The organism is Actinomadura sp. ATCC 39365 (assembly GCF_054392275.1).
Map to the genome: position 1 here is coordinate 9,348,848 of NZ_CP184335.1, position 13,730 is coordinate 9,362,577.

Annotated in this window: 14 protein-coding genes; all 14 read right to left on the reverse strand. The window is 73.9% G+C overall.

Annotation, left to right across the window (positions count from 1 at the left end):
• Positions 1–48: 48 nt before the first annotated feature.
• The 14 genes from ACNF49_RS44835 to iolC all read right to left on the reverse strand — a co-directional run bounded on the left by ACNF49_RS44835 (position 49) and on the right by iolC (position 13,727).
• Complete coding sequence (locus ACNF49_RS44835) at positions 49–1,536, reverse strand: serine/threonine-protein kinase (protein ID WP_482941535.1); 1,488 nt, start codon at positions 1,534–1,536, stop codon at positions 49–51.
• Positions 1,537–1,621: 85 nt separating this feature from the next.
• Complete coding sequence (locus ACNF49_RS44840; RefSeq protein WP_482941536.1) at positions 1,622–3,115, reverse strand: CoA-acylating methylmalonate-semialdehyde dehydrogenase; 1,494 nt, start codon at positions 3,113–3,115, stop codon at positions 1,622–1,624.
• Positions 3,112–3,444: an HAD family hydrolase gene (locus ACNF49_RS44845; RefSeq protein WP_482941537.1), complete on the reverse strand. Its 333-nt coding sequence runs from the start codon at positions 3,442–3,444 to the stop codon at positions 3,112–3,114. Before ACNF49_RS44845 ends, ACNF49_RS44840 begins: the two co-directional genes overlap by 4 nt.
• On the reverse strand, positions 3,438–3,893 hold the full coding sequence (locus ACNF49_RS44850) for an HAD family hydrolase (RefSeq protein ID WP_482941538.1): 456 nt from the start codon (positions 3,891–3,893) through the stop codon (positions 3,438–3,440). Before ACNF49_RS44850 ends, ACNF49_RS44845 begins: the two co-directional genes overlap by 7 nt.
• The gene (locus ACNF49_RS44855) at positions 3,890–4,723 is read right to left on the reverse strand and encodes an inositol monophosphatase family protein (RefSeq protein ID WP_449918000.1); all 834 of its coding nucleotides are present in this window, start codon (positions 4,721–4,723) and stop codon (positions 3,890–3,892) included. Before ACNF49_RS44855 ends, ACNF49_RS44850 begins: the two co-directional genes overlap by 4 nt.
• Positions 4,714–5,478, reverse strand: a complete 765-nt coding sequence (locus ACNF49_RS44860) for an HAD family hydrolase (RefSeq protein ID WP_482941539.1) — start codon at positions 5,476–5,478, stop codon at positions 4,714–4,716. The genes ACNF49_RS44855 and ACNF49_RS44860 overlap by 10 nt, the downstream gene beginning before the upstream one ends.
• Positions 5,475–6,572 (reverse strand): ABC transporter ATP-binding protein, encoded by a 1,098-nt coding sequence (locus ACNF49_RS44865; RefSeq protein ID WP_357979919.1) that lies wholly within the window; start codon positions 6,570–6,572, stop codon positions 5,475–5,477. The genes ACNF49_RS44860 and ACNF49_RS44865 overlap by 4 nt, the downstream gene beginning before the upstream one ends.
• A complete protein-coding gene (locus tag ACNF49_RS44870) occupies positions 6,573–8,078 on the reverse strand; it encodes an ABC transporter permease (RefSeq protein WP_482941540.1) in 1,506 nt (501 codons plus the stop codon).
• Positions 8,079–8,248: 170 nt separating this feature from the next.
• Entirely contained in the window at positions 8,249–8,398 is a 150-nt protein-coding gene (locus ACNF49_RS44875) for a hypothetical protein (RefSeq protein WP_482941541.1), read from the reverse strand.
• Between the two features lie 18 nt (positions 8,399–8,416).
• Positions 8,417–9,070 (reverse strand): DUF47 domain-containing protein, encoded by a 654-nt coding sequence (locus ACNF49_RS44880; RefSeq protein ID WP_357979916.1) that lies wholly within the window; start codon positions 9,068–9,070, stop codon positions 8,417–8,419.
• A complete protein-coding gene (locus ACNF49_RS44885) occupies positions 9,067–10,047 on the reverse strand; it encodes an inorganic phosphate transporter (protein ID WP_357979913.1) in 981 nt (326 codons plus the stop codon). The genes ACNF49_RS44880 and ACNF49_RS44885 overlap by 4 nt, the downstream gene beginning before the upstream one ends.
• A complete protein-coding gene (gene iolD / locus ACNF49_RS44890; RefSeq protein ID WP_482941542.1) occupies positions 10,047–11,885 on the reverse strand; it encodes a 3D-(3,5/4)-trihydroxycyclohexane-1,2-dione acylhydrolase (decyclizing) in 1,839 nt (612 codons plus the stop codon). Before iolD ends, ACNF49_RS44885 begins: the two co-directional genes overlap by 1 nt.
• A complete protein-coding gene (locus tag ACNF49_RS44895) occupies positions 11,882–12,793 on the reverse strand; it encodes a class I fructose-bisphosphate aldolase (protein ID WP_357979907.1) in 912 nt (303 codons plus the stop codon). Before ACNF49_RS44895 ends, iolD begins: the two co-directional genes overlap by 4 nt.
• Positions 12,786–13,727 carry a 5-dehydro-2-deoxygluconokinase gene (gene iolC / locus ACNF49_RS44900; RefSeq protein ID WP_482945669.1) on the reverse strand — a complete coding sequence of 314 codons (942 nt, stop codon included), beginning with the start codon at positions 13,725–13,727 and terminating at the stop codon, positions 12,786–12,788. Before iolC ends, ACNF49_RS44895 begins: the two co-directional genes overlap by 8 nt.
• Positions 13,728–13,730: the final 3 nt, after the last annotated feature.

Consider the following 13,730-nt stretch of genomic DNA (forward strand, 5'->3'; position numbering starts at 1 on the left):
GGCCCTTGCCGGAAGTGGCCGCGGAAGTGGCGCCCGACCTGGCGCCGGTCACGGCGGGCGGCTGGGCCGGTGGCTGCGCCAGCGGCTGGGCGGGCGGACGGCGGCGGGAGCCGCTCTGCTCGGCCGCGCGGTCGGAAGCGTCCTCCGGGGTGCGGTCGCGCGAGGCGGCGACGGCGTGCATGATGCCCGCGTGCTCGGGGGCCTGGTTCGGCGCCGGGTCGGCGTAGGAGGGGGTGCGGGGGGTGCGGGGGTGGCGGGCCCGCCGCCGTCGCCGTTCCAGGACGTCGTGAGCAGCACGCTGGTGACGAGCGCGGCCAGGGCGGTGAGCTGCCGCCAGCGCTGCGGCCTGCTCGGCTGCGGGATCGACACCGAGAACGGCAGCAGCTCGCGGTGCGCGCGCAGCCCTCGCGCGGCGTCGGGCATGGTCCGGCGCACCGCGTGGTTCCGCTCGCTGGTCCTGCGTCCCACGCGGTCCCACCCCGGGATCCGCCGCCTGGCGTCCGGGGCGGGGGCGCGCGGCACGGGAACGGCTTGCGGGCCGGGGGCCTCCGACGGGATGTCGGCGCGCGCGGCGGGGACGGGGGCCGGGGCGGGGAGGGAGACCTCCGGGGCCGGGGTGGGCGGGAAGAGGGTGGGGGGAAGGAGGTCGCCGGTGTTGGGCAGGGAGGCGGCCAAAGGGATGGCGGCGGTGTCGTGGGGTTCCTCGTCGCGCAGCGCGGCCACCCGGGTCAGGCGCCGCCGGGCCTCCTCGCCGTCGATCCGGCGGGCGGGGTCCTTCGCCAGGAGACCGGCGATGACCGGCGCGAGCGGCCCGGCCAGGTGGAACGGCGCGGGCTCGGAGGTGAGTACCGCCGTCAGGGCCGCCAGGTGGCCGCTGTGCGGGAAGGGCGACTGGCCTTCGACGGCCGCGTACAGGGTGGCGCCGAGGGACCACAGGTCGGCCTGCGGGGTCGCGTGGCCGCCGCGCAGGCGTTCCGGGGCGATGTAGGCGGGCGTGCCCACCACCATGCCCGACTGGGTGATGTTGGCCTGGTCGTCGAGGGTGGTGGCCAGGCCGAAGTCGGTGAGCAGGGCGTGCCGGTCGCCGTTCAGCAGGATGTTGCCGGGCTTGACGTCGCGGTGCACGATGCCGTCGGCGTGCGCCGCGCTCAGCGCCTCCAGCACCTGCAACCCGAGGCGCGCGGCGTCGGGCGGGGACAGCGGCCCGCGTTCGGCGATCACGTCGGCGAGGCTGCGCGAGGGCACGAGCTGGAGCACGATCCACGGCCGCTCGTCGGCCACCACCACGTCGTAGACGGCGGCGATGTGCGGGTGGCTCAGCCGGGCGGCCAGCCGCGCCTCCCGCATCGTCCGCCCGAGCAGCCGCTCCCGCTCGGCCCCCAGCGTGTGCCCGAGGGTGACCTCCTTGACCGCGACCTGCCGGTCGAGCAGCTCGTCGTGGGCCCGCCAGACCCGGCCCATGCCACCGCGGCCCAGTTCGGACAGCAGCCGGTAGCGTCCGGCCAGCAACCAGCCCGCACAGTGCGAAAGTGACATGCCGCCCTGCCTACCCGATCATCCCGCCCTCATGCAACGGCCGCACAGGCTTCGAGTCGATCCTGTGAGGAGGGCGGGCGCGGGGTCACCCGTTCGTGGGGAAGCCCAGGTTCACGCCGCCGTGGGACGGGTCCAGCCAGCGCGAGGTCACGACCTTGCCCCGCGTGTAGAAATGCACCCCCTCGGTGCCGTGCACATGCGTGTCACCGAACAACGACGACTTCCACCCGCCGAAACTGTAGAACGCCATCGGCACCGGGATCGGCACGTTGATCCCCACCATCCCCACCTCGACCTCGTTCTGGAACCGCCGCGCCGCCCCGCCGTCGTTGGTGAAGATCGCCGTGCCGTTGCCGTACACACCCTCGTTGATCACCCGCAGGCCCTCCTCGTACGAGGACACCCGCACCACCGACAACACCGGACCGAAGATCTCCTCGGTGTGCGTCCGCGACCCCACCGGCACATGATCCAGCACCGTCGGCCCGAGCCAGAAGCCCTCGCCCCGGCCCCCCAGCACCTCGCTCTCCCGCCCGTCCACGACGAGCTTGGCACCCTCCTCGACGCCCAGATCCAGGTAGGAGGCCACCTTGTCCCGATGCGCCGCCGTCACCAGCGGCCCCATCTCCGACCGCGGATCATCACCCGGCCCCAGCACCAGCTTGTCCACCCGGTCGACGATCCGGCGCACCAGGTCGTCCCCCACCGGGTCCACGGCCAGCACGACCGAGATCGCCATGCACCGCTCACCCGCCGACCCGAACCCCGCCGACACAGCCGCATCAGCCACCAGATCCAGATCCGCGTCCGGCAGCACCAGCATGTGGTTCTTGGCCCCGCCCAGCGCCTGCACCCGCTTGCCGTGCGCACTGCCCGTCTCGTACACGTACCGGGCGATCGGCGTCGAACCCACGAACGACACCGCCGCCACGTCCGGATGCTCCAGCAGCCGGTCCACCGCCACCTTGTCGCCCTGCACCACCGAGAACACCCCGTCGGGCAGCCCCGCCTCCCGCCACAACCGCGCCATCAGCAACGACGCCGACGGATCCCGCTCCGACGGCTTCAGCACGAACGCGTTCCCACACGCGATCGCCACCGGGAACATCCACATCGGCACCATCGCCGGGAAGTTGAACGGCGTGATCCCCGCCACCACCCCCAACGGCTGCCGCATCGAATACGAATCCACCCGGGTCGAGACACCCTCGGAGAAACCACCCTTGAGCAGATGCGGGATCCCGCACGCGAACTCCACCACCTCCAGTCCGCGCGCCACCTCCCCCAACGCATCCGAATGCACCTTGCCGTGCTCGGCCGAGATCAGCCCGGCCAGCTCGTCCCGATGGGCGTACATCAGCTCACGGAACCGGAACAGGACCCGGCCGCGCTTGATCAGCGAGGAGTCCCGCCACGCCGGGAAGGCCGCCACCGCGGCGGCCACGGCCGCGTCCACCTCGGCCACCGACGCCAGCGCCACGTGACCGCTGACCTCACCCGTGGCCGGGTTGAAGATCTCCGCCGTCCGGTCACCGCCGTCCGTCAGGGCGCCGTTGATCCAATGCTTGACCGACTTCACCGTTCTCCCTCTCCCAGTGCCAGTTCCACCGCGTCCACGAGCGCGCCGTCGGCGCAGGGACGCGCGACCACGTCCGCGGCCGACAGGACGTCCGGGTGGCCGTCGCCGACCGCGATGCCCAGGCCGGCGGCCTGGATCATGTCGATGTCGTTGGGGTTGTCGCCGATGGCGGCGACCTGGTCGAGCGGCACTCCCCTGGCCTTCGCCAGCTCGCGCAGGGCGCTGCCCTTGGTCGCCCCCTCCGGCAGCACCTCCAGGTACGTCGCCTCCGACCGGACGGTGACCGTGCCCGCGATGTCCAGGTCCGGCAGGCGGTCGCCGATCAGCATGAACTTGGTGATCCCGTCGGGGGCAGCGCCGCCCAGTCGCCGGGGTCGCGCAGCGTGATGCCGTCCCGCCGGGCGTAGTCCCGCAGCTCCGGGACGTCGTCCACGGCCAGCGCCGCCCCGCCGGAGAAGGCCACCGGGTACACGCCCGCGGGCAGCTCGCCGAACAGGCCGAGCAGCGTCTTCCAGGCGGTGGCGGGCAGGTGGCGGGAGCGCAGCACCTCGCCGGTCGCCAGGTTCACGGTGCGGGCGCCGTTGTAGAGGATGGCCGGGCCGTCCAGGCCCAGCTCGTCGTAGTAGGGCCGGGCCGAGCGTTCCATGCGGCCGGTGGCGATGACGACCTCGCCGCCCGCGGCCCGGTAGCGGCGCAGCGCGTCCCGGGCGGCGGGCACCATGGCCAGGTCGCGCCCGACGAGCGTGCCGTCGAGGTCGGTCACGATCCAGCGGATCACGTCGCGCTCCCCGCCCCGGCGACGTCGGCAGCCCCGACGGCCCCGGCGGCCACGTCGGCCAGCACCGAGGAGGCCAGGTCGAACCCGCCGACGCAGGCCAGGTAGCCGCCCGGCTCGAAGACGCTGCCCGACAGCGGGATGTAGACGCCGCCGGCCTGCCGGACCAGCAGGGATCCGGCCGCGACGTCCCAGGCGTTGACGCGGGTGCCGTACGCGACGTCGGACCAGCCGGCGGCGACGTGGGCGAGCTTGAGCGCGGCGCTGCCCGGCCGGCGGATGGTCGCGAACGACTGGGTCATCCTGGAGAAGCGGCGCAGCGCGCCCTCCTCGTCCTCGGCCAGGTCGCGCGGCGTGGGATAGCTGGACAGCAGCACCGCCTCGCGGTCGGCGCGGGCGCCCGCGCTGCGCAGCGGCTCGCCGTTGCAGACGGCGCCGCCGAGCCAGGCGGTGAACTCGTCGTCGCGCACCGGGTCGTAGATCACCCCGGCCACCACCTCGCCGTCCACGGCGGCGGCGATCGAGGTGCAGAAGAACGGCAGGCCGACGGCGAAGTTGGCGGTGCCGTCGATGGGGTCGACGTACCAGCTGATGGCGCCCTGTCCCCTGGTGCCGCCCTCCTCGCCCACCACGACGCTGTCGGGGCAGAGCCTGTCGAGCACCTCGCGGATGCCCTCCTCGGCCGCCTTGTCGTGCTCGGTCACCGGGTCGTGGAAGTCGCGCTTGGTCTGGATCTCGGGACGGGAGCGGAAGGCGCCGCGCAGCCGGTCGCCGACCGCCCTGGCCGCCTCGGCCGCGATGGCGGCCAGCTCGCGCGAGGTGTTCACGTCCATGTCTCCTCCAGGAGGGTCAGCAGGGCGCGGGGGTCCTCGACCGTGGCCTGAGGGCTCTGCCGTACCCGGTACGGGATCTTGTCGGTGCTCGCGGAGACCATCAGGACGGTCGCCCCCGCCCCGGCCCGGGCGCCGCAGATCACGTCCCGGTCGTAGTTGTCGCCGACGTACCAGGCGTCGGCGGGGTCCACGCCGAGGGCGCGGCAGGCGAGCAGGATCATCTCGGGGTTCGGCTTGCGCACGCCGACCTCGTCGCTGTAGACCTGCGCGGCGAGCAGGTGGTCCAGCCCGCTCCCGGCGAGGTAGTCGCGGTGCACGGCCCCGCACAGCGCGTTGCTGACGACGGCGGGGACGACGCCGTTGCGCAGGCAGGCGTTCAGCAGCTCGGCCATGCCGGTGCGCAGCTTCCTGTCGCTGCGCAGCTCGCCCATGCGCTTGCACAGGGGCGTCGCCTCGACGGTGACCAGCGTGCGGGCCTGCTCGGGCCAGTCGGTGGCGACGAACTCGGCCCAGAACCGGCGGTGGGTCATCTCCTCGGGCGCGAACTGCCGGGACGTGGAGTCCTTCCAGTACTTGTCGGCCCGCGCCCCGGCCCGGATGTCGCTCTCGACGTCCTCGGCGGTCAGGCCGTCGAACCCGGTCCTGGCCAGCATGGTGTGCACCTCGGCGGCCAGCTCGGCCGCCCAGGACGGCCGCTTGGCGGTCTCGACGATCACGCCGCCGAAGTCCAGGAGCAGCGCCTTGGGACGGATCACGCGGTCACCTCCGCCCGGTCCCAGGAGGAGATGCGGGCGCCGTCCGCGCCGAACAGGTGGAGCTGCTCGGTCCAGCAGGGCAGCACGTCGCCGGGCGCGGCCCGCACCGGCGTGTACGACAGGGCGAACAGCTCGGTGTCCAGGACGCGCAGCCGTACCGTCCAGGAGGAGCCGGCCGGCAGCACGGCCTCGACCAGCGCCTCCTCGCTCCAGGCGGCGGCGGGCGGCGCGCCGAGCCGCAGCGCCTCGGGCCGGATGCCGACGGCGGACGGGGTGACCCCCGAGCCGCGCGCCTCGACGAACCGCAGCAGGGACGCGGCCAGCCCGCCGGGCGCGGCGCCGGTGTCCACGATGGCCATCGGCGGGCTGCCGACGAACTCGGCGACGAACCGGTTGGCGGGCCGCTCGTACATCTCCATGGGCGCGGCGAGCTGCTGCAGCTCGCCCTCGTTCATGACGGCGACGTCGGTGGCCATGGTGAGGGCTTCGAGCTGGTCGTGGGTGACGAAGACGATCGTCGCGCCGGACTCCTCGTGGATGCGCTTGAGCTCGGCCCGCATCTCCAGGCGCAGCCGGGCGTCGAGGTTGGACAGCGGCTCGTCCAGCAGCAGCACGGACGGGTTGACCGCGAGCATCCTGGCCAGGGCGACGCGCTGCTGCTGGCCGCCGGACAGCTGGGACGGGTAACGGTCCATGGCGGCGTCGACGTGCACCATCCGCAGCGCCGCCTCGGCCCGCGAGCGCCGCTCGGGGGCCGGCACCTTGCGCATGCGCAGCCCGAACTCCACGTTGTCGCGCACGGACAGGTGCGGCCAGAGCGCGTAGTTCTGGAACACCAGCCCCATCGCCCGCTTCTCGGGCGGGACGTAGACCCCCTGCTCGACGGAGTCCAGGACGCGCTCGCCGACGGCGATGCTGCCCGCGGTGGGCTGCTCAAGGCCGGCGATCATGCGCAACGTGGTGGTCTTGCCGCAGCCGGAGGGGCCGAGCAGGCACATGAAGGCGCCGTCGGGGACCACGAGGTCGAGGTTCTTCACCGCGTAGTCGCCGCCGCCGTAGCTCTTGGAGACTGCGCTCAAGGTGATGTTCGGCATCTATCCTCCTAGGCCGGACGCCAGGCTGCTCTTGGTCAGCCGCTGGGTCAGGGAAGTCATGGTGAAGGAGAGCAAAGCGATCATGAGGACGACGCCGTTGGCGAGCTGCGTGTATCCGTAGTCGACCAGGCCGATGGAGAGCGTCGTGAGAAGCTGGGTGCCGGTGGTGGTCAGCATCACGACGATGCTGAGCTCCTTCAGCCCCGAGATGAACGGCAACACGATCCCGGTGACCAGGGCGCCCTTCTGGATCGGGAAGATGATCCGCCGCATCCGGTGCCACCAGGAGGCCCCGGCGATCTGCGCGGCCTCCTCCGGCTCCCGGCCGAGCTGCATCATCGCCGCGATGCCCGAGCGCGAGCTGTACGGCAGGTGCGTCACGGCCATGACCAGGATCAGCAGGAACGTCGTCCCGTACAGCGCCGGGACGGGCCCGCGGGCGACGGCGAACAGCGACAGCGAGGCGGCGGCGAAGGCGATGCCGGGGATGAGGTACGGCAGGAACGACACCTGGCGCAGGAACCCGGCGATGCGCGGCGCGGTGCCGCGGACCACGACGTACCCGATGAGCAGGCCGGCGACCGCGCAGATCAGCGAGGCCAGGCCGACGATGCGCAGCGAGTTCCAGGCGGCCTGCCACAGCTCGGAGCCGCGCAGGATGCCGTGCGGGAACCCGACCGCGCCGGGGAGCCGGTCGGCGATCCAGTAGTCGAGCGTCAGGGTCGACAGGTCCAGCGGCGTTCGGGTGAGCGTGGACAGCAGCAGCGTGAGCACCGGGATCAGCACGCTGACCACGAAGACCACCGCGCCCAGCGCGAAGGCGGGCCAGCGCCAGCCGCGCAGGTCGCCCAGCCGGTCCATCGCGCCCTTGCCGCCGACGGTGACGAACCTGCGCTGCTCGCGCATCAGCCGCATGTCGGTGAAGACGATCAGCACGCCGATGATCACGATGACGGTGGCGAGCACGGACGCCACGCCGGTGCTGCGGTCCCTGATCGACTGGAACAGCCCGGTGGACAGCACCTGGTAGTCGGCGGGCAGGCCGAGCACGTACGGGGTGCCGAACGTGCCGAGCACCCGCCCGACCACGAGCAGCACGGCCGAGGAGAGCGCGGGCAGCATCAGCGGCACCACGATCCGCCGCACGACGACGCGCCGCGGCGCCCCGAGGATCCGGGCCGAGTCCTCGAGCTGGACGTCGATCCTGCGCAGCGCGTTGCCGACCAGCAGCAGCACGAACGGGTAGTAGTGCAGCCCGAGCGTGACGATGATCGGCAGCGGGCCGTAGGCCAGCCAGTCGGGGGTGCGCACGCCGGCCGACTCCAGGAAGCCCACCTGACCCCCGGCCCGCTCGTTCTTGAACAGCGTCAGCCAGGCCAGCGAGAACGTCCACGACGGCAGCATGTACGGCACCACCAGCGCCCCGGCCAGCCACTTGCGGCCGGGCACGTTGGTCCGGGTCACCAGCCAGGCCATCCCGCCGCCGAGCAGCAGCGCGAACAGCACGGTGCCGACCGCGACGACCAGCGTGTTGACCAGCGGGCCCCAGAACAGCAGGCCGCTGATCTGGGAGCGGAAGACCCGCCACAGGTAGTAGCCGGTCCACTCGCCCGGCTGCTGGCCGGCGTGCAGCTCGTCGCCGAACTGGAGGCGGAAGGCGTCCGACAGGACCGCGATCAGGGGGCGACGACGAGGTAGGCGAGCAGGACGACGAGGATCAGGCCGAGCGCGGCGGTCGGGTCGTGCCGCAGGACCTGGAGGCGGTAGCGGAGTCGGCGCCGTCTCGGCGGGCGAGGCGGCGGTTCCGTCTTGGTCAGAACAGCCATGGTCTTCCTTCGGGGGTTTCAGTGGCTTCGTTTGAGCATGGCGTCGGCGAGGGCGTCGGCGGCCTCGCCGAGCCGGCGGCCCACGGCGTCCAGGCGGGAGAGCAGCTCGCGTTCGCGCAGGGTGTCCATGTCCAGCGGGCCGGCGAACAGCTCGGTGAGCCGGGCCTGGTAGAGCTGGCGGACGCGGCTGCGGGACTTGCGGGTGGCGAGCACGGCCACGGTGACCGAGCCGGGATCGCCGGTGATCTTCAGCAGGGCCCGTTCGAGCTGGTCCAGGCCGTCGATGACGGCGCGCAGCGGCTCGGCGGCGAAGGTGAGGTCGGCGGGCCCGAACAGGTCGGCCTCGCGGACGAAGTCGCGTAGCTGGTCCAGCACGTCGTCGATCGAGCGGGAGAGCCGGAACAGGTCCTCCCTGTCGATGGGGGTGGCCAGCACCCGTCTCAGCGCCCGGACGAGCTCGGCGCGGGCGGCGTCGCCCTCGTGCTCGACCTCGGCCATGCGGGCGCGGGCGGCGGCCTGGCCGGTCGTGCCGGAGGCGGCCGAGCGGGCCAGCACGGCGCCCTCCCTGGCCACGGCGACCTGGCCGCGGATCAGGTCGATCACCCGCCGCCCGGACCGGCCGCGCAGCTCGTCCCAGGCGCGGGCGAGCCGGCGGGGCCGTCCGCCGCTCACAGCAGCCTCAGGCCGAGCCCGGCCAGGACGCCCAGGGCCATGGACGACGGCAGCGTGACCAGCCACGCCGTACCCATGTTCAGCACTCCTTGCCATCGCACCCTCCTGCTTCCTTCGCTTGCCACCACGCCGACGACCCCGGCGGTCACGGACTGGGTCATGCTCACCGGGCTGCCCAGGGCCGAGCTGCCGAGGACGGCTCCGGTGGCCGCCGTCTCGGCCGACAGCACGTGCAGCGGCCGGGTGATGACCAGGCCGCGGCCGACCCGCTCGCCCACCCGGGGCAGCGTGGTCAGCGCCCCGGCGAGGAACAGCGCCACCAGCACGGCCATCCACCCGGGGGCGAGCTGGACGGGCCCGACCCGGCCGAGCCCGTTGCGGCCCACGTCCACGGCGACGCTCACCACGGCGATCATCTTCTGGCCGTCGTTGACGGCGTAGGCCAGGCACTGGGCCGCGTACGCCACCAGGTGGGCGGCCAGCACCAGCCCCGGCATCCGGCGCGAGGACGGCACCCGCCGGGACGCGGTGCCCAGCAGGTAGCCGAGCCCCAGCCCGACCAGCGGCGCGCACGCCCCGATCGCCAGGACGGTGACCAGGCTCGGCCAGGCCACCGGCAGGCCGGCGCCGAGCCCGGCGCCCGCGATGCCGCCGATCACCGCCAGCGTCAGGCTGGTGGGCAGCCCTCTGCCGGTCAGCGCCGCCACCACCACGACGGCGATCACCACGCCGGCCAGGAACACGGCCGCGCCGCTCCCTGAGTCGAGCCCCGCGAGCCCCTCGGTGAAGGTCCGCGCGACCGCGACGCCCAGCACGTACGGCCCGGCGAACAGGACCGCGACGAGCAGCGCGGCGGCCAGCCAGCCGGGCGTGCGCGGGAACCGCAGGCCGAGGCCGATCAGCGTGGCGCCGTCGTTGGCCCCGCTGATCAGCACGAACAGGACGGCCACCGCGGCGAAGGCCAGCGTCCAGCCCATCAGAGGTAGAGCCGCTGGTCGCGCTTGGCCTCGTCGTAGCGCTCGCGCGCGGCCCGGACCTCGGGCAGGCCGGACACCTGCGCGACCGGCACGTCCCACCAGGCCTGCGCGCCCGGGCCGCCGCCGGGGACGGGTTCGACGTGCACGACGGTGGTCCTGGCCGACTCCTTGGCCTTGACCAGGGCGGCCCGCAGCGACTCGGGGCCGTCGGCGCGCAGCACGTCGGCGCCCAGGCTGGCGGCGTTGGCGGCCAGGTCCACCGGCAGGGGCTCGCCGTCGAGCTCGCCGCCGGGCCCGCGGGTGCGGTACGCGGTGCCGAGCCGCCGGGCGCCCACCGACTCGCTGAGGTTGCCGATGGAGGCGAAGCCCCGGTTGTCCACCAGGACGATCACCAGCTTGATCCGCTCCTGCACGGCGGTCGCGATCTCCTGCGCCATCATCAGGTACGACCCGTCGCCGACCAGCACGAACACCTCGCGGTCCGGCGCGGCCAGCTTCACCCCGAGGCCGCCGGCGATCTCGTAGCCCATGCAGGAGTAGCCGTACTCGACGTGGTACTGCTCGGGGTCGGCGGGCCGCCAGAGGCGGTGCAGGTCGCCCGGCATCGAGCCGGCCGCGTTGACCACCACGCCGCCTCCGGCGACCTCGTTGAGGATCCCGAGCATGACGGGCTGGGTGAGCTCGGCGCCCGCGTAGGTGTGGCCGATCTCCGACTGCCAGGCGGCGGCCAGGGCGGCGGCCCGGTGGGTCCATTCCGGGTCGGCCCGCCAGTCCACCTCGTCGAGGGCGCGCAGGGCCTCGCGGGCGTCGGCGACGAGCATGGCGCCCGCGTTCTTGGCCGCGTCGAAGGCGGTGACGTTGACGTTGAGGAAGGCGGCCTGCCCGAACAGCGTCCTGGAGGCGGTGGTGAAGTCGGTGTAGCGGGTGCCGACGCCGATGACCAGGTCGGCCTCGCGGGCCAGGGTGTTGGCCGCGTCGGTGCCGGTGTGGCCGATCGCGCCGGCCGCGCGGGGGTGGTCGTAGGGCAGCGCGCCCTTGCCCGCCTGCGTCTCGCCCACCGGCACGCCGTGGTTCTCGGCGAAGCGGGTCAGCTCCGCCCAGGCCCCGCTGTACCGGACGCCGCCGCCGGCCACGATCAGCGGCCGGCGGGAGCCGCGCAGCAGCTCCTTCGCCCTGGCCAGCGCGGCCGGCTCGGGGACCGGGCGGGGGACGTGCCAGACCCGCCGGGCGAACAGCTCCTCGGGCCAGTCGTGGGCCTCGGCCTGCACGTCCTGGGGCAGCGCGAGCGTGACCGCGCCCGTCTCGGCGGGGTCGGTGAGCACCCGCATCGCCGCCAGCAGCGCGGCCGGGAGCTGTTCCGGGCGGTTGATCCGGTCGAAGAAGCGCGACACCGGGCGCAGCGAGTCGTTGACCGACACGTCGTAGGACCGGGGGTCCTCCAGCTCCTGCAGCACCGTGCCGGGGGCGCGGGTGGCGAAGACGTCGCCGGGCAGCAGCAGCACCGGCACCCGGTTGATCGTGGCCAGCGCCGCGCCGGTGACCAGGTTGGTGGCGCCGGGCCCGATGGACGTCGTGCAGGCGAAGGTGGACAGCCGCGCGCGGGTACGGGCGTAGCCGACGGCCGTGTGCACCATGGCCTGCTCGTTGCGGGCCAGATAGTACGGCAGCGCGTCGCCCGTGCCCGCGCCCTGCTCGGCCAGCGCCTGGCCGACGCCCGCGACGTTGCCGTGGCCGAAGATCCCGAGCACGCCGGCGATCAGCCGCTGCTCGACGCCGTCGCGCTCCGACCACTGGGCGGCCAGGAAGCGGGTCAGCGCCTGGGCCGTGGTCAGCCTCATGAGGCACCTCCTTGCACGAGATCGGGCACGCCGCCCTCCAGCAGGCCGAGCGCGGTGTCCACGGCGGCGCCCACGTCCCCGTCGGGCGGGTAGAGCAGCGCCCGGCCGACCACCAGGCCGCGCACGCCGGGCAGGCGCAGCGCCTTGCGCCAGGAGTCGTACATCTCGCCGGTGTCCTGGCCGGAGTCGCCGCCCAGCAGCAGCACGGGCAGGGTCGTGGACTCCACGACGCGTTCCATCTCCGGCACGACCGGGATCTTCAGCCAGGTGCGGGCGGAGGTCGCGCCGAGCCCCTGGCCGACGCTGATGGCGTGGATCACGGCCTCGGGCGACAGGTCGTGCCGCACCACGCCGTCCTGCCGCCTGGACCAGAACGGCTCGACCATCGCCATCAGGCCGTGCCTGGCCAGGTCGGTGACGGCCTGGCCGCAGCTGGCCAGGGTGGCGGCGGTGGCGCTGTCCTCCAGCGCGATCCGGCACAACATCTTGCCGCCGTCCAGGCCCATCGCGGCGATGGTGGGGGCGTCGTAGGCGGTGAAGCGGTCGTCGAACTCGAACACCGAGCCGTGCACGCCGCCGCGGTTCATCGAGCCGATGACGATCTTGTCGTCGAGCGCGCCGAGCAGCAGCAGGTCCTCGACGATGTCGGGGGTGGCCAGCAGGCCGTCCACGCCGGGCCTGGCCAGGGCGGTCATGAGCCGGTCGAGCAGGTCGGCGCGGCTGCGCATGGCCATCGGGTGGCCGGCCACGCCGAGGGCGCCGCGGGCCGGATGGTCGGCCGCGATGATGAGCAGCTGCTCCCTGCCGTTCCTGAGGGGCCGGCGCCGGCGGGCGGCCGCCGCCTCGGCGACGCGCTCCGGCTGCCAGGCGCGCTGGTCGAGCAGCCGGCGGTAGTCCTGCTCACGCATGCGTGACGGCTCCTTCCGAGAGGGTGGCGGACAGGACGGCCTCGACCTCGTCCGCCGTGGGCATCGCGGGCGCGCAGGCCAGGCGTCCGGCGACGATCGCGCCCGCGGCGTTGGCGAAGCGCAGAGTGCGTTCCAGCGGCCAGCCTTCGAGCAGGCCGTGGCAGAGCGCGCCGCCGAAGGCGTCGCCGGCGCCGAGCCCGTTGACCACCTCGACCGGGACGGGCGGCACCCGTACGGTCTCCGTGGCGGTCATGCCGAGCACGCCGTCCGGGCCCTGTTTGACGATGGCCAGCTCGACGCCCGCGGCCAGCAGGGCCTCCCCGGCCGCGCGCGGGTCGCGGGTGCCGGTGGCCACCTCGACCTCGTCGAGGTTGCCGGCCGCGACGGTGACGTGCGCGAGCGCCTCCCGCACCCGCTTGCCGGCGGTGGCCGCGTCGGCCCAGAACATGGGCCGGTAGTCCAGGTCGAGCACGGTGTGCCGGGCGCGCCCGCGGGCCTGCCAGGCGGCCAGGTGGGCGGCGTGGGACGGCTCGGCCGACAGGCCGGTCACGGTGGCCCAGAACAGCCGCGCCTCGGTGACGGCCGCCAGGTCGAGGTCGCCGGGCGCGATCTCCAGGTCGGGCGCGTCCTGGCGGTAGAAGTAGAGCGGGAAGTCGTCCGGCGGCCTGATCTCGCAGAACGTGACCGGCGTCGGCCGGCCGGGCACGGCGCCGACCAGGCGGTCGTCCACGCCGTAGGAGCGCAGCGCGTCGCGGACGAACGCGCCGAACGGGTCGTCGCCGGTCCGCGTGATCACCGCGCTGGAGCGGCCCAGGCGGGCGGCGGCCACGGCCACGTTGGTGGGGCTGCCGCCCAGGTACTTGCCGAACGTCTCCACGTGCCGCAGCGACACGCCGCTCTGGAGCGGGTAGACGTCCACGCCGACCCGGCCCATCGT